The sequence below is a fragment of the Streptomyces sp. SirexAA-E genome (assembly GCF_000177195.2).
Classification (GTDB): Bacteria; Actinomycetota; Actinomycetes; order Streptomycetales; family Streptomycetaceae; genus Streptomyces; species Streptomyces flavovirens.
The window spans coordinates 6116728-6135396 of the sequence record NC_015953.1 but is presented as its reverse complement, the minus strand read 5'-3'; the positions used below and the strand labels follow the sequence as shown (position 1 = coordinate 6135396).

The following is an 18669-nucleotide window of genomic DNA, read 5'->3' as shown; positions in this document are numbered from 1 at the left end:
CTCCTCGGAAGAGCTCGGAAGATCAGTGCGAGAGCCGGGGCTGTGCCACGCCGAGGGCGGCGAGCAGGGTGTCGCGGTACTCCTGGAAGCGCGGTTCGCGGCGGGAGCGCGGGGAGGGCAGATCGATCCTCAGGTCCACGGAGATGAGGCCGTCCTCCAGGACGAGCACCCGGTCGGCCAGTTCCACGGCCTCGTCGACGTCGTGGGTGACGAGCAGGACCGCGGGGCGGTGGCGTTCGTAGAGCTCGCGGAGCAGGCCGTGCATCTTGAGCCGGGTCAGCGCGTCCAGTGCGCCGAACGGCTCGTCGGCCAGCAGGAGTTCGGGGTCGCGTACGAGGGCGCGGGCCAGGGCGGCGCGCTGCTGCTCACCGCCGGACAGCTCGTGGGGCCAGGAGCGGTCACGGCCCTCCAGTCCGACCTCGGCCAGTGCGGTCAGGCCCCGCTCACGGGCTCCGGGGCCGCGCAGTCCGAGCACGACGTTGTCGAGCACCCGCAGCCACGGCAGCAGCCGGGAGTCCTGGAAGGAGAGCGAGACCCGGTCGGGTACGGAGAGCTCGCCGGACCCTTCGACCGTGTGGTCCAGGCGGGCGACGGCCCGCAGCAGGGTGGACTTGCCGGACCCGCTGCGGCCGAGCAGCGCGGTGAACTCCCCTTGGGCCACGGTCAGGTCGAGCTTCTTCAGGACGTCCCGGTCGCCGAACCTCCGTACCAGCCCGACGGTGCGGATCGCGGGGCGGGCATCGGTCAGCCGGCCAGTGTGCGTCGCCATGACAGGACCTTCCTCTCGATGGCCCGTACCGCCGCGTCGGAGGCGAAGCCGAAGATCCCGTAGGCCACCAGCCCCACGATGATCACGTCGGACTGGGCGTACTGCTGGGCCTGGAACATCATGTAGCCGATGCCACTGGTGGCGTTGATCTGCTCGACCACGATGAGGCCGAGCCAGGACGAGGTGACACCGAGGCGCAGGCCGACGAAGAAGCCGGGCAGCGAACCGGGGACGACGACCTTGCGGATGAACTGCGCGCGGCCCAGGTCGAGCCCTTCGGCGAGCTCCACGTACCTGCTGTCGATGCCGGTCAGCGAGGCGTACGTGTTGATGTACATGTTCACCGCGACGCCGAGCGCGATCACGGTGACCTTCATCTGCTCGCCTATGCCGAGCCAGAGGATCAGCAGCGGGAGCATGGCCAGGGACGGGATCGCCCGCTTGATCTGGAGCGGACCGTCCAGGAGGTACTCCCCACTGCGGCTCAGCCCGGCGGCGACGGCCAGGACCACCCCGGCCGTCACCCCGAAGAACAGGCCGAGCCCGGCGCGCTGGAGGGAGATCAGGACGTTGTCCTGGAGGCGCCCGGTGGAGAGCAGGTCGGCCGCGGTGGAGAGCACGGTGCCGGGCGAGGACAGGATGCGGGGGTCGAGATGACCGGAGGCGGACGCGGCCCACCACACGGCGACGAGCAGCACGGGGCCGATCAGCCGTCCGAAGGGCAGTGCCCTGCCGGGGCCGAGCCGCCGCCGGGTGCCCCGGGCGACCGGGGCCGAGCCGTCGGGCCGGGTCTTATTGGTGGCGTCCGGTCCGGCCCGGCGCCCCTGTTCCGTCCGTGCTCCGGCCGTGTGCGCTTTCGCCAGCAGATCGGTCATGACCCCTCCCGGTACTCGGCGGCGACGGCCTCGGCCGCCAGCCCTTCAAAGCGGCGGTCGAACAGGTGGGCGACCTTCTGCTCCGGTACGAAGCCGCCCTCGGCCATCAGGTCGGCGGTCTCCTGCTCCCAGGCGACGGCCTCGTCCCAGCTCACCGGGAACTGCGGTTTGTGCAGGGATTCGACGATGCGCCTGCCGTCCTCCTTCGAGACGCCCTGGTCCTTGACGTAGTAGGTGTCGATCCACTCGTCGGGGTTCTCCCAGGCCCACACCTGGCCCCGCGCCCACAGCGGTATGAAGCTGCGGACGGCCGCGGCCTTCGCCGGGTCGTTGAGGACCTCGTTCGGCGCCCAGAGCACGGTCAGCAGATCGACGACCTTCGTCCTCACCCCGCGGGCGCCGTCCTTGGCGTACTGGTCGAGGTACTTGGTCAGGGTCGGCTCACCCAGCGGCGCCACGTCGACCTGTTCGGACTGCAGGGCGGTGAGGAACTGGGTGCTGGGCAGGGCGACCAGCTCGACGTCGGAGTTCTTCAGCCCCGCTTCCTTGAGCGCGCGCAGGACGACGACGCCCTGGGCCTGCCCCTGGGAGAAGCCGATCTTCTTCCCCCGGAAGTCCTCGGCCCTCGTCACGGACGATCCGGGAGCCGTCGCGAACGTGTAGAGCGGGTACCTGCGCACCTGGACCCCGACGATTTTCGCCCGCACCCCGATGGCCTCGGCCTGGATCGGCGGGATGCCCGCATTGGTGGCCAGGTCGATGGATTTCGCACGGAAACCCTGGATGATGTCGGGTCCCGCCGAAAGATTCGGCCATTCAGTGACGGTGAAGGGGAGTTCTTTTTCCAGCCCGGCCGGTTTCAGTTGGAGCCGCGCCGTACGGACGGCGACGGTCAGCCGGGTCCCGGGGGGCGGATCTCCGGTGGGCAAGGCGCCCGCGGGTTCCGGGGCGGCCACGGATTTCGTCTGCGGGGAGCAGGCGGCGAGGCCGAATACAGCGCCTCCCGCGAGGGCGAGGAATGATCTCCGGGCCAGGGCCGGCCGGTCGTCATGGCGTGTCATGGATGAATTCCTGGTCACTGGTCGCGCGCGGGGCGGAGGGAATGATAAGAGCCGTCGTGGAAGAGCAGCGGGCTGCGCCCTTCGTCGAGCCAGGACTCCTCGACCCGGGCGACGACGATGCGGTGGTCGCCCGCCGGGACGATGCTCTGGACGACGAGCCGCAGCCAGCCGGCCACCCCGCCGAGCACGGGCTCGCCGCCCGGCAGCCGGCTCCACCGGGTCGGCGCGGCGAACCGGTCGATGCCGCTGGTGGCGAACGTGGTCGCCAGCGACTGCTGTTCGGCTCCGAGGAAGTTCACCACGGCGGTGCGGGCCCGCTCGATGTGCGGCCAGGACGAGGTGGACGTCCCGATGCCGAAGGAGACCAGCGGCGGGTCCAGGGAGAGCGAGGTGAGCGAGGTGGCGGTGAAGCCCACCGGCCCCGGGCCGGCGTCGGCGGTGACGACGACGACACCCGCCGGATACCTGCGGAAGGCCTGCTTGAATCGTTCCGGGGAAATACCGTGAGCGGTGCGGGTGGGTGATTCCACGGAGGCGTGCGAGGACACGGTGACAGTCAACGTCTCTCCCCGGTCGGTAGGGACGGAAAAGGGCGGGGCGCGCACACGGGAATGGGCGCGCACACTCAGGCGGAAGGTGAACACGCACGAGGTGCGGACCGCCCGAGAAGAAGGGACGAGATTTATCGGTTGCCCGGACAGGGGCGACAACAGGCACGTCGGGCGAGGATGCTCACCTGCGCAGCCGTGCGGCAGGAGCGTGCCGCACGGGGCACCTTCACTGAATTCCGCTGTCGGCCGGTCATGAATCCATTGTCCTGTCCGTCGTCGAGACCGGTCAACAATGCAACGCTCTGAATTAAGTCGGCTTCCGTGCAGGCCCGAAAAGGGTTCAGGACACCGCGGGCAGCGCCGGCCACGGGCCCAGCGGATCGGTGTAGAGCGCGCCCAGCGCGACCGCGCCGCCCGCGGTCGCCAGCACCGACCCGGTGAAGCTGCTGGGGACGACCGCGCGTTCGGGGTCGTCGCAGACGGAGGACCGCATGCCGACCTCCTCCCGGAGGTCGGCGAGGCATTCGGGCAGCCGGCCCGCCCCGGGCTCGACGACCACCAGGCACTCCGGGTCGAACATGTCCAGGAGCAGCGCCGCCGCCCTTCCCACCAGCCGGGCACGGCGGCGGAAGAGGTCCACGGCGCGCGGCTCGCCGGCCAGGGCGTGGTCCAGCAGCTCCTGGAACGTCCCTACGTACAGGCTCTGTTCGGCGGCCCGGCGGATCATCGCCCGCTCCGACACCTCCGACTGCAGGCAGCCGGTCCGCCCGCAGCCGCAGGACTCGGCGTCGCCCGATCCCCCGGCCCCCAGGGGCAGATGGGCCACGCTGCCCGCGCCGGAGCGCGGCCCCCGGTGGAGCTCCCCCGAGGTGGCGAAGGCCGCGTCCACGACCGCGCCGACGAAGAGCAGCACCGTGCTGGCCCGGGTCGACACCTCGCCGAACATCTGCTCCGCCCGTGCCAAGGCCCGGGAGTGGCTGTCGACATGGACGGGAAGGCCGGTGGCGGCGGTGAGGATCTCGCGTACGGGCACGGCACACCAGCCCAGGTGCGGATGGTCCACGACCACCCCGGCGGCGGTGTCCACGCGGTGGCCGGTGGCGACACCGAGGGCCAGCACCTGCCGTCCGGCCGCGTGGGCGGCCGTCAGCCGGGGCAGCCGGGCGGCGAGGTCGTCGAGGACGCGCCGCGGGTCGGTGTCCCGGTGCGGCTTGCGCTCCTCCGCCACGACCCGGCCGCGCAGGTCCATCAGCGATACCGTCGAGTGCGCGACCGCGATGTGGGCGCCGGCCACAAGGAAGCGGGCGGTGTCGATCTCCACGGGGACGTGGGGGCGTCCGAGCCCGCGGGGCCCGGTCGTCTCGGCGCTCTCCCGGACCAGGCCGCGGGAGAGGAGCTGCCCCACATGTCCGGTCACCGAGGCGGGAGAGAGGCCGGTGAGCCGGGCGACGGTGGAGCGGGCCACCGGGCCGTGGTCGAGGATCGCGCCCAGGACGGAACCCGTACCGGAGACACGGCGGCCGGGTCCGGCCGGGGGGATCTCGGAGCGCCGCGGGGGCCGGGAGCGGCGAGCGGGCGCAGGCAGACTTGTCACAGGTGTCTTCCAGGTCCTCGATGGCAGCGGGCGTGGGGGAAGGCCCCTGGGAGGGGTCTTCTGACGGGACCCGGCGGCCATCGGGCCGGCCGGAGTCGCGCGGGCCGTGACGGGTGCCACGCGCGGGGCCGGGGAAGGGGCACTCCGGAAGGGCGCGCGGACTCGGGCGTTCAGTCCCGGTGACACGCCGCGGAGCACACGCGCTTCAGGTCGACGTGACCTCGCGTCGTCAGGTGTGCGGATCGCTGCATGGCGGGCAAGGTAGCCGGGGCGCCGGGAGCCGGTCAAACGTCCGACCGCATGGTGGACGCCCGTCCGGGAGTGACCGTTGCCCTGGTGTTGCGGTGTGTGGAGGGCGTGTTGCCCGGGTGTGGCGCCGCTGTGTCGTCGCCCGCGTACGCCGTCCGGCGAGGGGGCGCGGACCGGGGCCTGTTCACCTCCACCGTGCTCTACTGCCCCTCGATGCCGGGGTGTTGCCAGGATTTAACCTCGTGATGCCTTGTCACCCCAGGTCTACGCGCATAGTTTTTGCCCCCTCACTACCTTCTTGGGGGCTGTTCCCGTGCACATTGCCAGACCTGGCTCCGCCCTGCTGGCGGGTGCCGTCGCCGTGACCCTGTCGGTGACCGCGCTGCCCGCCGCCTTCGCGGCCCCGTCCTCGTCCGCCGTGATCTCCGAGGTGTACGGCGGCGGAGGCAACTCCGGGGCGACGCTCACCCGCGACTTCATCGAGCTGGCCAACGCCTCGTCGGAGCCGTTCGCGCTGTCCGGTCTCAGCGTCCAGTACCTTCCGGGTGCTCCGTCGGCCGGCTCCCTGTGGCAGGTCACGGCGCTGTCCGGCGCCGTCGCGCCCGGTGGCCACTACCTGGTGGCCCAGTCCGCGGGGACCGGCGGAACCGTGGACCTGCCCGCCGCCGACGCCACCGGCACCACGGCGATGGCCGCCGCGAGCGGCACCGTGGCGCTGGTCTCCGGCACCGCTCCGCTGACCTGCAGGACGGCCGCGGACTGCGCTGCCGACACCAGGATCGTCGACCTCGTGGGCTACGGCTCGGCCGTCGTACGGGAGGGCAGCGGTCCCGCGACCGGGGCCTCGGCCGCCGCCTCCGTGGCCCGCGGCACCTCCCTCGCGGACACCGACGACAACGCCGCCGATCTGACGGCGGGCACCCCGACGCCCGTCAACGCGGCCGGCGAGACCTCCGGCGGCTCCGGTCCGGGCGAGCCCGAGGGCCCGACCGAGCCCGGTGCGGTACGGATCCACGACATCCAGGGCACCACCCGCGTCTCCCCCCTCGCCGGGCAGTCGGTGACCGGGGTCCCGGGCGTCGTCACCGGCGTACGCACCACCGGTTCGCGCGGATTCTGGATCCAGGACACCGTGCCGGACGCAGATCCCCGCACCAGCGAGGGCCTGTTCGTCTACACCGGCTCCGCCGTGCCCACCGTGGCCGTCGGGGACGCGGTGCTGGTCAGCGGGAAGGTGGCCGAGTACTACCCGTCCACCACCACCCAGTCGCTCACCCAGCTCACCGCCCCGCTGACCACGGTGCTGTCCTCCGGCAACACCCTGCCCGCGCCGGTCGTCCTGAACGCGCGCTCGGTGCCGGACGCCTATGTGCCGACGGCGGGCGGCGGTTCGATCGACGCGTTGCCGCTGGAGCCGAAGCGGTACGCCCTGGACCTGTACGAGTCGCTGGAGGGCGTCCGGGTCACGATGTCCGACACCCGGGTGACCGGGGCGACGACCGCGTACGACGAGGTCTGGGTCACCGTCAAGCCGAAGGAGAACCCCACCCGGCGCGGCGGCACGCTGTACCGGTCCTACGAGGACCAGAACACCGGCCGCCTCAAGGTGATGTCGCTGGACCCCGCTCAGCCCGTGCCGACGGCGGACGTCGGCGACGAGCTGGCCGGCACCACCACCGGTGTCCTGGACTACGCCTCGTACGGCGGGTACAACGTCCAGGCGACGCGACTCGGCCGCCACGTCGACAACGGGCTGCGGCGCGAGGTGACGCGGAAGCAGAGGCGTGACGAGCTCGCGGTCGCCACGTACAACGTCGAGAACCTGGACGCCCTCGACGACCAGGCCAAGTTCGACACGCTGGCCTCGGGCGTCGCGGTGAACCTCTCCTCCCCCGACGTCGTGTCGCTGGAAGAGATCCAGGACGACAACGGCGCGGTGAACGACGGCACGGTGGGTTCCGAGGCCACGCTGAAGCGGTTCACCGACGCGATCGTCGCGGCCGGCGGCCCCCGGTACTCCTGGCGCTACGTCGCCCCGGAGAACAACAAGGACGGCGGCGAGCCCGGTGGCAACATCCGCAACGTCTTCCTCTTCAACCCCGGGCGGGTCTCCTTCGTGGACCGCGCGGGCGGCGACGCCACCACCGCGGTCGAGGCCGTGAAGACGCGCAAGGGCGCCACGCTCTCCGTCTCGCCCGGCCGGATCAACCCGACGAGCACGGCCTGGGACTCCAGCCGCAAGCCGCTGGTCGGCGAGTTCCGCTTCCGTGGCGAGCCGGTGTTCGTGATCGGCAACCACTTCGCGTCCAAGGGCGGCGACCAGCCCCTGCACGGCCGCTACCAGGAGCCGGAGCGCGGCTCCGAGACCCAGCGGGTGCGGCAGGCGGCCGAGGTCAACACCTTCGTCACCTCGCTGCTCAAGGCGGACAGGTCGGCGCGTGTCGTCACGCTGGGGGATCTGAACGACTTCGCGTTCTCCCCGGCGATGGACGCGCTGACCCGGGGCCGGGTGCTGAAGCCGCTGATCACGACGCTCCCCCGGGGCGAGCAGTACAGCTATGTGTACGACGGCAACTCGCAGACGCTGGACCACATCCTGACGAGCCCCGGCATCCGCAGGCTGGACTACGACGTGGTGCACATCAACGCGGAGTTCGCCGACCAGGCGAGCGACCACGACCCGCAGATCGTGCGGATCAGGTGAGCCGGCGGGGGCGGGCCCGGCCGGGCCCGCCCCCGTACCTCCGTCTCAGACGCGGCCGGAGGGTTCCGGTTCCCCCGCCTGCCTCGGGAGGTGTGCCGGGGCAGGCGGCGGCTCGGTGAAGAAGCGGGTGACGAGGGCGGCGACCTCGTCGGACCGCTCCAGGACGACCCAGTGGTCGGACTCCGGGAGCGTGAGGAAGCGGCTGCCCTCGATCGTCGCGGCGAACTCCCGCTGCCGCTCGGGCGAGGTCACCGTGTCGTGCTCGCCCGTGAAGACCAGCGCCGGTACGCCGGTCAGCCCGCCGGAGAACTCCGGCCGGTCCGCCAGCGCCCGGTGCAGCGAGTCGGTGGCGTGCGCGGAGCCGCTCCGGACCGCGTGCAGGAAGGAGCGGCGCACATAGCGCCGGGCCAGCTCCCTGCGGTGCACGGGCTTGTCCGGGTCCAGGCACATCAGCCCGTCGGCGGCGAGCGCCGCGAACCCTTCCTGGTCCCCCTCGGCGAGCCGCCGCCGCGCCCGTTGCCAGTGCTCGCGCTGGTCCGGGCCGATGTGTACGGGGACGCCTCCCAGCGCGAGGCGGGCGACGCGCCCGGGGGCGTGCCGGGCCCAGCCGAAGGCGATGGCGGCACCGTAGGAGAAGCCGAACAGATTGACCCGGGGGGCGCCGAGGTCGTCGACGATCCCCGTGACCGCGTCGCGCAGGACCTCGGCGGCGGCGCCCGGCGGCAGCGGGTCGGCCGTGCCCATGCCGGGCAGGTCCGCGGTGACCACGTCGGCCACCGGGCCCAGGTGCTCGTCCATCTGCGGCCAGCCGAACATGCCCTGCAACGCACCCCCGAGCACGAGGACGGGGTCGGTCACGGTCCCCGCGGCCCGCTCGTCGCGGGGCAGGACACGGTAGCCGTAGCGCAGTCCGTGGACGGTCAGCGACCGGATGATCTCCTGGGTCATGGGGCTCGTCACCTCCCTCAGGCCCGGGTGAGCACGAGCGCCGCGTTGTGTCCGCCGAAGCCCAGCGACGTCTTGACGGCGCAGTCGAACGCACCGCGCCGGGCCTCCTTGCTCACCACGTCGACGGGGATCGCGGGGTCCGGTGCGTCGAGGTTGCCGGTGGGCGGGACGAGCTGGTGCCGGAGCGCGAGGACCGTCAGGGCGGTCTCGATGCCACCGGCGGCGCCGAGGGTGTGCCCGGTCATCGCCTTGGTGGAGGTGACGAGGGGGTGCTCCCCCAGGACCCGGCGGAGCATGGTCGCCTCGATGAGGTCGTTGGCGACGGTCGAGGTGCCGTGCGCGTTGACGTGGCCGACCTCCGCGGCGCCGACGCCCGCGTCGGCCAGGGCGGTGCGCAGCGCCCGTTCGATGCCCAGACCGCCCGGATCGGGGGCGACGGCCGAGTACGCGTCGCTGGAGGCCCCGTAGCCGGCGACGTGGGCGCGGACGGTGGCGCCTCGGGCGCGGGCGTGCTCCGGGCGTTCCAGCACGAGGAGGCCGGCACCCTCACCGACGACGAAGCCGTCCCGGTGGGTGTCGAAGGGCCGGCAGGCGGCCAGGGGGTCGTCGCGGCGGGTGGAGACGGCCCGCATCTGGCAGGCGCTGGCGATCAGCAGCCGGGAGCGGACCGATTCGGCGCCGCCCGCGACGACGACGTCGCAGGCGCCGGCCCGCAGCATCTGGTGGGCGGTGCCGATCGCGACGGTGCCCGAGGAGCAGGCCGTGGAGACGGCCAGGCTCGGGCCGTGCACGCCCAGGTCCATGGCGACGCTGCTGGCGGCGCCGTTGACGACGGTCAGCGGGGCGAGCTTGGGGGAGACGCGCCGCGCCCCGCGCTCGGCGAGCGTGGTGTGCTGTTCGTCGTAGAAGGGCAGGCCGCCGTGGGCGGAGCCGATGACGACGGCGACCCGGCCGCTGTCCCAGACCGTCGGGTCGAGCCCGGCGTCGGCGACGGCCTCCCGGGCGGCGATCACGGCGAGCTGCGAGAAGCGGTCCATGAGCCGCAGGGCGCCGACCCCGAGGACGCCCCTGGGGTCGGTGTCGGTCACCGTGTACATGAAGTCGCAGGGCAGACCGGCGAGTTCGTCCAGGTGGTGGACCGAGGGGGCGGCACCGGTGCCGCAGGCCCCGCGCCAGGCGGCGTCGGCTCCCGTGCCGGCCGCGGTGACCAGACCGATGCCGGTGACCGCGGCGGCGAACGGCGCGGCTCCCGGACGGTGCGCGCCGGGCCCCGGGGGCGTCACGCGCCGGCCTTGCTGCGGACCGCGGCGACGAGCTGGCCGAGGGTGTCGCGCGAGCTCAGGACCACGTCCTCCAGGTCGACGTCCATCCGGTCCTCGATGAGCAGCCGGAGCTCCTCCAGGGCGAGCGAGTCCAGACGGAGTTGGCGCAGCGGCACTTCGGGCCGGATGGCCCCGGGGTCCGTACCGAACCTGGTGACGAGCAAGGCGTTGATCTCTTCCGAGGTACTCATGCGGACGCTCCTGAGCTCTCGTACGCGGTGACGCCGGCCGCGTGGGGGTGGGGGTGGGGGCGGGGGCCGTCGGGGGCGCCGGCTGCTCCGGAGGCACCCTTTATACGCCTTCACGGCCGGGTTGCCGCCCTCCGTTCCCCCGGGAGGAGGGGCGGCCGACCAGGCGTGCGAATCCGGCGCGTCGGAGCGGCCGGCGGCGCGCCGGAACGCCCGTCCGAGCGGGGTGTACCCCGTGGCCGTCCGGCGACGGACGGCCACGATCGGCATGTGCCCGGGTCATACGCCAATTGGACTCCCCGGGACGGACCTTGGCCCGTACACTCCGCGATCATGACCTTCGAAACGGTTCAGGCCGACGCGTCCGCCCTCGGCGGGCCCGCCCTCTTCCCCACCATGGCCACCATGCGAGCCATGCGCCGCCTCAAGCCGGACGCCGTGCCGGACGAGACCCTCGACCGGCTCATACAGGCCGCCGTGTGGGGTCCCAGTGGCGGCAACATGCAGTGTTACGAGTACGTGGTGGTCACCGACCGCGAGGTGATGGCGCGGCTGGCCCCGCTGTGGAAGCGGTGCGTGGACGCCTATCTGGCGACGACCGGCAGGCACGCCCCGGACGGCATGGACGACGCCGCGTACGGCCGGATGGTGGCGGCGATCGAATACCAGCGCGACCACTTCGCGGACACCCCGGCCCTGGTCATCCCCTGCTACCGGTTCCCGGAGCCCCGGTTCGACGAGGAGGGACTCGGTGTGTACGCCGAGGCGCTCGGTCCGGCGGGCCTGGAGCACATGGCGAACACCGGGACGCGCTTCCAGGCCCTCGCGGAGGGCTCCTGCGTCTATCCGGGAGTCCAGAACCTGCTGCTCGCGGCGCGGGCGCTGGGGCTCGCGGCCAACATCACCATCTGGCACCTGATGCTGGAGCGGGAGTGGAAGGAGGCCCTGGGCATCCCGGCGGACACGCACACCTTCGCGGCCGTTCCGGTGGGGTGGCCGCAGGGGAACTTCGGGCCGGTCCGGCGCCGCCCGGTCGCGGACGTCGTCCACCGGAACCACTGGTAGCCGTACCAGGACGGCGACCCCGGCCGCCCCGCCAACTCCGTTCGGGTGAAGGGGAGTTGGACACGCGGAGACGTCGTTGTCATGCCTGAATCACGTCGATAGCCTGTGCGGGCTCACCGGCCCTCGGCCCACCCCCACCGGGTCCGGGGGCCCTCTCCTCCCCCACGAACCTGGAGCAGGTATGCCCCGACGTCCCGCCGGCCACACCGCAAGACGTTCGGCCGTTCTGGCCGCTTTCACCGTATCGGCCCTGGTCGCCACCGCCTCCCCCGCTCCCGCCGCCCCGGGCGGCACCCCCGATCCGATGAACCGGGCCTTCGCCCGGGCCGCCGCGCGCTACGACGTGCCGCGCGACCTGCTCGCCGCCGTCGGGTACGGCGAGACCCACCTGGACGGACACTCCGGGCGCCCCAGCCAGGCGGGCGGCTACGGCGTGATGCACCTGGTCAGCAACCCCGTGAACCACTCCCTGGAGAAGGCCGCCCAGCTGACCGGCGAGAGCCGGGCCGAGCTGCGGCAGGACACCGAGGCCAACATCCTGGGCGGCGCCGCCGTCCTGCGCAGCCACGCCGACGAGCTCGGGCTGGACGGCGACGAGCGCGACGACATCGACGCCTGGTACCCGGCAGTCGCCCGCTACAGCGGAGCGGAGGGCACCGTCGCCGCGCTCTACGCGGACACCGTGTACACCTTCCTCGCCCAGGGGCTGCGCGCGACGGTGGCGGGCGGCGAGCGGATCGCCGTGGCCTCCCGCCCGGTCGCTCCGGAGAAGGGCGCACTGGCGTCGGCGGAGACCGCCGCACAGAGCCCCGACTACCCTCCGGCCAAGTGGGTCGCCGCCGCCTCGGGCAACTACGCGACGGGCCGCTCCGCGTCGGTGGACAAGGTGATCATCCACGTCATGCAGGGCTCGTACGCCGGCACCATCAGCTGGTTCCAGAACTCGGCGTCCAAGGTCAGCTCGCACTACGTGGTGCGCTCCTCGGACGGTGAGGTCACCCAGATGGTGCGCGACAAGGACACCGCGTACCACGCCAAGAGCGCCAACGCCTCGTCGCTGGGCATCGAGCACGAGGGCTACATCGACGACCCGTCGTGGTTCACCGACCCGATGTACCGGTCGTCGGCCGCCCTGACCGCCCACCTGTGCAACCGGTACGGCATCCCGAAGGACCGGTCGCACATCATCGGGCACAGCGAGGCCCCGGGGAACGACCACACCGACCCGGGGGCCAACTGGAACTGGACCTACTACATGCAGCTCGTCGCAGGCGGCGGATCCGGCAGCGAGACCGACGACCTGAGCTTCGACTCCTACGCGACCCAGAAGACGGGATCGGCGGGCGCCCAGGTCAAGGCGGTGCAGCAGCTGCTCCACGACCAGGGGTACGAGCCGGGGGCCGTGGACGGCCTCTTCGGGACGGCCACGAAGAGCGCCGTCCAGGCCTTCCAGACCACCCGCGGGCTCCCCGCGGACGGCACGGTCGGGGCGAGGACCTGGACGGCCCTGCTCTCCGCCGGGACCACCCCGCAGCTCTCCCAGGGCGCTTCGGGCGACGCGGTGAAGCGGCTCCAGCGCGCCCTGACAGCCGCCCTGGGCGCGACCCTGGCGGTCGACGGCACGTTCGGCCCGGCGACGGACACGGCGGTGCGCGGTTACCAGAAGGCGCGCGGGCTGACGGTGGACGGCCATGTGGGCCCGGACACCTGGGCGGCCCTGCAGTCCGGCCGCTGACACCTCTCCAGGAGCGGCGCGCACCCCCGCCGGGGTGCGCGCCGCTTCGCGCGTTCGGCGGGTGCTGCGGGTAACTCGCCTTACGGAAAAGGGTGTTCGGAGGGCAGGTGCCGCCCACCGCTCGCGTATTCCGGTAGCGCTTGCAGAGTGACACTCTCTAAGCTGGCAATGGATAGCTCCACTATCCGACATGCCACCACCCCGGAAGGAAGGTGAGCCCCGCGATGCCGACTCTGCCGTGGGTGACCCCGCACCCCGCTCCCGCCGAAGGCACCACCGTCGTCATGGCCTCGCGCTTCGAGGTGCGTTCGCTCCGCGACGTCCCCCGCTTCTTCGTGAAGTCCCTGGTGGCGTGGAAGCAGGTGCGGTCCGCCCCGGGCGTCTTCGGCGCCTCGCTCATCGCCCGGCCGCTGAAGCGCGAGTTCTACACGCTCTCCGCGTGGGAGAGCCGGGAAGCGCTCCACGCCTTCGCCCGGACCGAGCCCCACCGGTCCCTCATGACCGGGCTGAAGCCGACGATGCGGACCTCCACGTTCACGTTCTGGGAGGCCCCGGCCGCCGGTCTGCCGATCGACTGGGACGAGGCGAAGCGACGCGTCGAGGAGCGGCGGCGGGCCGAGGAAGCCGCCCCGGGGAAGGCGCCGGCCTGACCGCCCGTGCGCTCCGGAGCGCACCGCCCGGCCCCCGGTACGCCTTCCGGCGGGCGCCGGGGCCGGTCGATCCTTGAGGTCCCGCCGGGCGCTCGGCCGGGCGGCGAGAAGGGGGCGGCAGGTCATGGGGCGTACACAGCCGAAGTGCGGAGCACCGACCCTGAAGGGCACCCGCTGCGCGCGGCTGGCGATGGTGGGGGCCTCCCGGTGCGACCGGCACCGGGGGGACTGGTCGCGGTACACGGTGCGGCGGCGCAAGGAGAAGGAGCGCATGGCCAGGAGGCGACGCGGCCAGGGCTGAGCGGCGGGGGCGAGGCCGTCACGCCCCGTCGGGCCCGAGGGCGGCGCGGTCCGCGGGACTCGTGCCGGTGCGGCGTCCTACGGACCGGTACGCCGCACCGTGCCGTAGGACGCCCGCCAGCTCCGCCAGACCGCCGTCAGTTCCCGGTCCACCGCCGGAGCCCGGGTGTCCAGCAGCCGGATCTGCGCGCCGGGGCCCGCCAGGTCCATGCGCGAGGGGTGGGGCGGGCCGCCGGGATCGGCCCCCAGGGCGGTGACGGCGCCGACGATCCGGTTGGGTCCCAGGATGCCGGGGAGTTCGCGTACGTCCGGGTCGGTGAGGTCGAGGTCCTCGACCAGCAGTTCCCGGCCGCCGTGGACGGCGCGGGTGAGGGCCCGGACGCCGCCGCCGCGTTCTCCGGAGCGGCCGAGGACCAGGGTGTCGCGCCAGAGCATCCGGGCGCCGGGGGCCAGGGCGACCTGCATCGTCCGGGTGACCGCCGCGCCCGAGGACACGACGAACGGCTGGGATTCCCAGGTCAGTTCGCCGCCCTCGGCGACCTCGACCACGGCCCGCCAGGACGAGGTGCCGCCCCGGTGGTCGTACGCGACGAGCCCGGCCGGCTCCCGCAGGCGCAGCCGGGCGCCCGGCCCGACGGTGATCCGGAGCAGCAGGTCGTCGCCGGCGAGCAGACCGGCCGTGGTGCCGACCAGGGCGAGGTGCAGTCCGTCGGCGGCGGGCAGCAGGGGGCGCGGGGCGAGGAAGGTGCCGGGGGCCAGCTCGCTCGCCACGTCCCGCCCCGAGGCGTCGCGGCGGACCGTGACGACGGTCGCCACGTCCGGCCGCGTCACGGGTGCGGGTGGCTGTGCGGTGCCATCGGTCCCGGGTCGGTGGGCACGTGGCTGCCGGCGCGGTGCCGGGCGAGCACCGACCGCACCCAGTCGGCCAGAGCGGCGACGGAGGACGGGTCGTGCTTGGACAGGGCGAGCACCGGCAGGCCGCCCCGGACCGCTTCCGCGTCGGTGACCATGCCCGCCACGTCGACCTCCACGTGCGGGGCGAGGTCGGTCTTGTTGACGACGAGGAGGTCGGCGCCGGTGATGCCGGGGCCGCCCTTGCGCGCCACGTCGCCGCCGCCCGCGACGTCGATGCAGAAGATCTGCGCGTCGGCGAGCGCCGGGCTGAAGGTGGCGGTGAGGTTGTCGCCGCCGCTCTCCACGAGCACCAGGTCGAGCGGCCCGTAGGCCTCCTCCAGATCCTCGACGGCGTCCAGATTGGCGCTGACGTCGTCGCGGATCGCCGTGTGCGGGCAGGCGCCGGTCTCCACGGCGCGGATGCGCTCGGTGGGCAGGACCCCGGCGGAGCGCAGGAAGCGGGCGTCCTCGTCGGTGTAGATGTCGTTGGTGACGACCGCCATGGACAGTTCACCGGCCAGGGTGCGGCAGAGCGTGGCCAGGATGGAGCTCTTGCCGGTGCCGACCGGTCCCGCGACGCCGATGCGCAGGGCCCGGGGCTGGTTGAGGGGTTCGTGGAAGTGCTGGTTGGGGTTCTGGTTCTCAGGCAAGGAAGAGTCTCCGTTCGCTTCGTTCGTGGTCGAGTGCCCACTGCTCGGTGAGCGGGGCGGTCCGGGCGGGAAGGGTGTCCGGGGTGGTCACCGCCAGGGCGGTGGCCACCGCGTCGGCGGCGTCCGGTTCGGCGGCCAGGATCCAGGCGACCGAGTCGAGCGGGTCGCCGGGCAGCAGCTTGAGCGCGGCGGAGGTCACGGTCTGGAGTTCGTCGTAGACCACGGCGTAGGCCAGTTCCTCCTCCCCCGTCCCCAGCGCGGCCCCCAGTGCGCCGAGCGCCACCGGGCGCAGGGGCCGGGGGTGCGCGGTCGCGAGCCCCCGTACGGCGGGGTGGTCCGGGGCCAGCCGCCGGGCGAGCCGGTGCACGCCCCGGCCGAGCGTGGTCGAGGCCGCCCGCAGCGGGGCCGCCGGGGTGCGGGCCTGGAGGGCGTGCTGCACGGGTCCGTAGTCCACCGGGTCCCGGCCGGCCGCGCGCAGGGCGAGGACGGCGGCGGCGGCCTCGGTGACGGCGGTGGTGCGCAGCCGGGCCCGCAGCAGGGCGGGGATCCGCTCGCGGGTGAGTCCCGCCGCGACGGCCGGTTCGAGTCCGGCGCTGTAGGTGTACGCGCCGACCGGGAGCCGGCCGTCCGCGAGCAGCAGGGGTCCGAGCGCGCCCATCAGAACATGCTGTACCGCTGGGCGAGCGGCAGTTCGGTGGCCGGGGAGGGCTCGACGAGGTCGCCGTCGACGCGGATGGCGAAGGTCTCGGGGTCCACGTCGATGGCGGGCAGCGCCGTGTTGTTCGGCAGGTCCGCCTTGGTCAGGTGGCGGGTGGGGCGGACGGCCACCAGTTCGCGTTCCAGGCCGAGGCGTTCGGCGAGGCCGTCCTCCAGGGCCGCCGGGGCGACGAAGCTGACCGACAGGTGCGGGGCGGCCCCGGCGGCGGCGGTGCGGCGCAGCAGGACGGGCTGGGTGGTGGGGATGGCCGCGTTGGCGTCGCCGAGGGGCGCGTGGACGACCATGCCGCCCTTGATGACCGCGGCCGGGCGGATCCCGAAGAACGCCGGGTCCCACAGCACCAGGTCGGCGAGCTTGCCGGGTTCGACGGAACCGACGACGTGGTCGATGCCGTGGGCGACGGCCGGGCAGATCGTGTACTTGGCGACATAGCGACGTGCGCGTTCGTTGTCCGCGGCGAGCAGGGTGCCCCGGTCGCCGAAGCGCCGCTTCATCACGTGGGCCACCTGCCAGGTACGGCTGATGACTTCACCGACGCGCCCCATGGCCTGGGCGTCGGACGAGGTGATGGAGAGTGCGCCGAGGTCGTGCAGCACGTCCTCCGCGGCGATGGTGGTGGCCCGGATGCGGGACTCGGCGAAGGCGAGGTCCTCCGGCACCCGGGGGTTGAGGTGGTGACAGACCATCAGCATGTCGAGGTGTTCGGCGACGGTGTTGACGGTGTGCGGGAGGGTCGGGTTGGTGGACGCCGGGAGGATGTGGGGGTGCGAGGCCACGGTGATGATGTCGGGGGCGTGGCCGCCGCCGGCGCCTTCGGCGTGGAACACGTGGATGCCGCGTCCGCCGATCGCGGCGAGCGTCCGCTCGACGTAGCCGGCCTCGTTGAGGCTGTCGGCGTGCAGGGCGACCTGGAGTCCGTAGGTGTCGGCGGCGCGCAGGGCGGCGTCGATCGCGGCGGGCGTCGCGCCCCAGTCCTCGTGGACCTTGTAGCCGCCGGCCCCGCCGAGCGCGGCCTCGCGCAGCCCGTCCTCGCCGACGGTGGAGCCCTTGCCGAAGAGCATGACGTTGAGCGGGATCCGGTCCAGGGACCGGTGCATCATCGCGAGGTTCCAGGTGCCCGGGGTGACGGTGGTGGCCTTGGATCCCTCGGAGGCGCCGGTGCCGCCGCCGATCACGGTGGTGGTGCCGGTGGCGAGCGCCTCGTGGAGGGTCTCCGGCATCAGGAAGTGCACGTGGGTGTCGACGGCTCCCGCGGTGAGGACGCGGCCCTCACCGGAGACGACGTCGGTGCCGGGGCCGATGACCAGGTCAGGGTGGACGCCGTCGCTGATGTCGGGGTTGCCGGAGCGGCCCAGGGCGACGATCCGTCCGGCGCGGACGCCCACGTCGGCCTTGACGACCCCCCAGTGGTCGAGGACGACCGCGTTGGTGACGACGAGGTCGAGCGCGCCGTCGGCGCCGGAGGTGGTGGCCTGGGCCATCGACTCGCGGATGGACTTGCCTCCGCCGAAGACGGCCTCGTCGCCGCCGAAGCAGCGGTCCTCCTCCACCTCGATCCACAGGTCGGTGTCGGCGAGCCGGACACGGTCGCCGGTGGTGGGGCCGTACAGCGCCGCGTAGGCGGCACGGGTCAGCTGTGCCATCGGGGCTCCTCCTCGGGTGCGGTGGCGGCGGCCGGCTCCGTGCGCGGGACGAGGCCGGGCACCTTCCGCCGGCCGCCCAGCGCGACCAGGGAGACGTCGGCTCCGACTCCGGGTTCGAAACGCAGGGACGTCCCGGAGGGAATGTCGAGACGGAATCCCTCGGCGAGCGCACGGTCGAAGGAAAGGGCCGGATTGGCGTCGGGCATATGGAAGTGGGAGCCGATCTGAATGGGCCGGTCTCCGTCGTTGACCATGGTGACACTTCGAATCTCCCGGCCCGCATTGATCTCCAGAATTCCGGAACCGGTCCGGATCTCGCCGGGGATCACGGGATCGGGGAGGTGATCGTGACGAGCTTGCGCCCGTCGGGGAAGGTCGCTTCGACCTGGACGTCGTGGAGCATCTCCGGGATGCCTTCGAGCACGTCGGAGCGGGTGAGGACGGCGCGCCCGGTCGTCATGAGCTCATGGACGGGGGCACCTTCACGGGCCCGTTCCAGGACCCAGCAGGAGAGCAGGGCGACGGCCTCCGGATAGTTCAGCAGGACACCGCGCTCCCGCCGGTCCCGGGCGACCATTCCGGCAACACTCAGCAGCAATTTCTCCGTGTCGGACGGAGTTAGAAACATGGGAAACCTCCATGGCGGCATTTCCCGGAATTCCCGGAAGCGCCTGAACCACGCTCCTCTTATAAGCCTTTCAGGAGCCTCCTGGCAACTCGCTCCGCACCGCAAAAAGTCCCTTTCTGGGGTTA

The 18669-nt window shown here is 72.9% G+C and carries 19 protein-coding genes; 5 read left to right on the top strand and 14 right to left on the bottom strand.

Features of this window, described 5'->3' with window-relative positions; genetic code table 11:
- Positions 1-22: 22 nt before the first annotated feature.
- The 5 genes from SACTE_RS26975 to SACTE_RS26955 all read right to left on the bottom strand — a co-directional run bounded on the left by SACTE_RS26975 (position 23) and on the right by SACTE_RS26955 (position 4850).
- Complete coding sequence (locus tag SACTE_RS26975; RefSeq protein ID WP_014049187.1) at positions 23-769, bottom strand: ABC transporter ATP-binding protein; 747 nt, start codon at positions 767-769, stop codon at positions 23-25.
- Positions 745-1644, bottom strand: a complete 900-nt coding sequence (locus tag SACTE_RS26970) for an ABC transporter permease (RefSeq protein WP_014049186.1) — start codon at positions 1642-1644, stop codon at positions 745-747. The genes SACTE_RS26975 and SACTE_RS26970 overlap by 25 nt, the downstream gene beginning before the upstream one ends.
- The gene (locus tag SACTE_RS26965) at positions 1641-2705 is read right to left on the bottom strand and encodes an ABC transporter substrate-binding protein (protein ID WP_014049185.1); all 1065 of its coding nucleotides are present in this window, start codon (positions 2703-2705) and stop codon (positions 1641-1643) included. Before SACTE_RS26965 ends, SACTE_RS26970 begins: the two co-directional genes overlap by 4 nt.
- Positions 2706-2719: 14 nt before the next feature.
- On the bottom strand, positions 2720-3265 hold the full coding sequence (locus tag SACTE_RS26960; RefSeq protein ID WP_026359090.1) for a flavin reductase family protein: 546 nt from the start codon (positions 3263-3265) through the stop codon (positions 2720-2722).
- Between the two features lie 331 nt (positions 3266-3596).
- On the bottom strand, positions 3597-4850 hold the full coding sequence (locus tag SACTE_RS26955; protein ID WP_014049183.1) for an ROK family transcriptional regulator: 1254 nt from the start codon (positions 4848-4850) through the stop codon (positions 3597-3599).
- Positions 4851-5412: 562 nt separating this feature from the next.
- On the opposite strand from SACTE_RS26955, the gene SACTE_RS26950 reads away from it, so the two are divergent.
- A complete protein-coding gene (locus SACTE_RS26950) occupies positions 5413-7803 on the top strand; it encodes an endonuclease/exonuclease/phosphatase family protein (protein WP_014049182.1) in 2391 nt (796 codons plus the stop codon).
- Positions 7804-7848: 45 nt separating this feature from the next.
- On the opposite strand, the gene SACTE_RS26945 is transcribed toward SACTE_RS26950, so the two are convergent.
- From SACTE_RS26945 to SACTE_RS26935, 3 genes are read right to left on the bottom strand one after another with little or no spacing between them, the layout of a single operon-like run.
- Positions 7849-8751, bottom strand: coding sequence for an alpha/beta hydrolase (locus tag SACTE_RS26945; RefSeq protein ID WP_014049181.1), 903 nt, complete (start codon positions 8749-8751; stop codon positions 7849-7851).
- A gap of 17 nt (positions 8752-8768) precedes the next feature.
- The gene (locus tag SACTE_RS26940) at positions 8769-10034 is read right to left on the bottom strand and encodes a beta-ketoacyl-[acyl-carrier-protein] synthase family protein (RefSeq protein WP_014049180.1); all 1266 of its coding nucleotides are present in this window, start codon (positions 10032-10034) and stop codon (positions 8769-8771) included.
- Positions 10031-10264, bottom strand: a complete 234-nt coding sequence (locus tag SACTE_RS26935) for an acyl carrier protein (RefSeq protein WP_014049179.1) — start codon at positions 10262-10264, stop codon at positions 10031-10033. Before SACTE_RS26935 ends, SACTE_RS26940 begins: the two co-directional genes overlap by 4 nt.
- A gap of 330 nt (positions 10265-10594) precedes the next feature.
- Between SACTE_RS26935 and SACTE_RS26930 the strand changes: the two genes are divergently transcribed.
- The 4 genes from SACTE_RS26930 to SACTE_RS34685 all read left to right on the top strand — a co-directional run bounded on the left by SACTE_RS26930 (position 10595) and on the right by SACTE_RS34685 (position 14012).
- A complete protein-coding gene (locus SACTE_RS26930) occupies positions 10595-11326 on the top strand; it encodes a nitroreductase family protein (protein WP_014049178.1) in 732 nt (243 codons plus the stop codon).
- A 181-nt stretch (positions 11327-11507) separates the two neighbouring features.
- A complete protein-coding gene (locus SACTE_RS26925; RefSeq protein ID WP_014049177.1) occupies positions 11508-13061 on the top strand; it encodes a peptidoglycan-binding protein in 1554 nt (517 codons plus the stop codon).
- A gap of 224 nt (positions 13062-13285) precedes the next feature.
- Entirely contained in the window at positions 13286-13711 is a 426-nt protein-coding gene (locus SACTE_RS26920) for a DUF3291 domain-containing protein (RefSeq protein ID WP_014049176.1), read from the top strand.
- 124 nt (positions 13712-13835) lie between these two features.
- Positions 13836-14012, top strand: a complete 177-nt coding sequence (locus SACTE_RS34685; protein ID WP_014049175.1) for a hypothetical protein — start codon at positions 13836-13838, stop codon at positions 14010-14012.
- 77 nt (positions 14013-14089) lie between these two features.
- On the opposite strand, the gene SACTE_RS26915 is transcribed toward SACTE_RS34685, so the two are convergent.
- From SACTE_RS26915 to SACTE_RS26890, 6 genes are read right to left on the bottom strand one after another with little or no spacing between them, the layout of a single operon-like run.
- Positions 14090-14842 (bottom strand): urease accessory protein UreD, encoded by a 753-nt coding sequence (locus SACTE_RS26915; RefSeq protein WP_014049174.1) that lies wholly within the window; start codon positions 14840-14842, stop codon positions 14090-14092.
- Positions 14839-15555, bottom strand: a complete 717-nt coding sequence (gene ureG, locus SACTE_RS26910; protein WP_014049173.1) for an urease accessory protein UreG — start codon at positions 15553-15555, stop codon at positions 14839-14841. The genes SACTE_RS26915 and ureG overlap by 4 nt, the downstream gene beginning before the upstream one ends.
- On the bottom strand, positions 15548-16213 hold the full coding sequence (locus SACTE_RS26905; RefSeq protein ID WP_014049172.1) for an urease accessory UreF family protein: 666 nt from the start codon (positions 16211-16213) through the stop codon (positions 15548-15550). Before SACTE_RS26905 ends, ureG begins: the two co-directional genes overlap by 8 nt.
- Positions 16213-17916 carry an urease subunit alpha gene (locus tag SACTE_RS26900; RefSeq protein ID WP_014049171.1) on the bottom strand — a complete coding sequence of 568 codons (1704 nt, stop codon included), beginning with the start codon at positions 17914-17916 and terminating at the stop codon, positions 16213-16215. The genes SACTE_RS26905 and SACTE_RS26900 overlap by 1 nt, the downstream gene beginning before the upstream one ends.
- Positions 17904-18245, bottom strand: coding sequence for an urease subunit beta (locus tag SACTE_RS26895; RefSeq protein ID WP_014049170.1), 342 nt, complete (start codon positions 18243-18245; stop codon positions 17904-17906). The genes SACTE_RS26900 and SACTE_RS26895 overlap by 13 nt, the downstream gene beginning before the upstream one ends.
- On the bottom strand, positions 18242-18544 hold the full coding sequence (locus tag SACTE_RS26890; protein WP_014049169.1) for an urease subunit gamma: 303 nt from the start codon (positions 18542-18544) through the stop codon (positions 18242-18244). Before SACTE_RS26890 ends, SACTE_RS26895 begins: the two co-directional genes overlap by 4 nt.
- Positions 18545-18669: the final 125 nt, after the last annotated feature.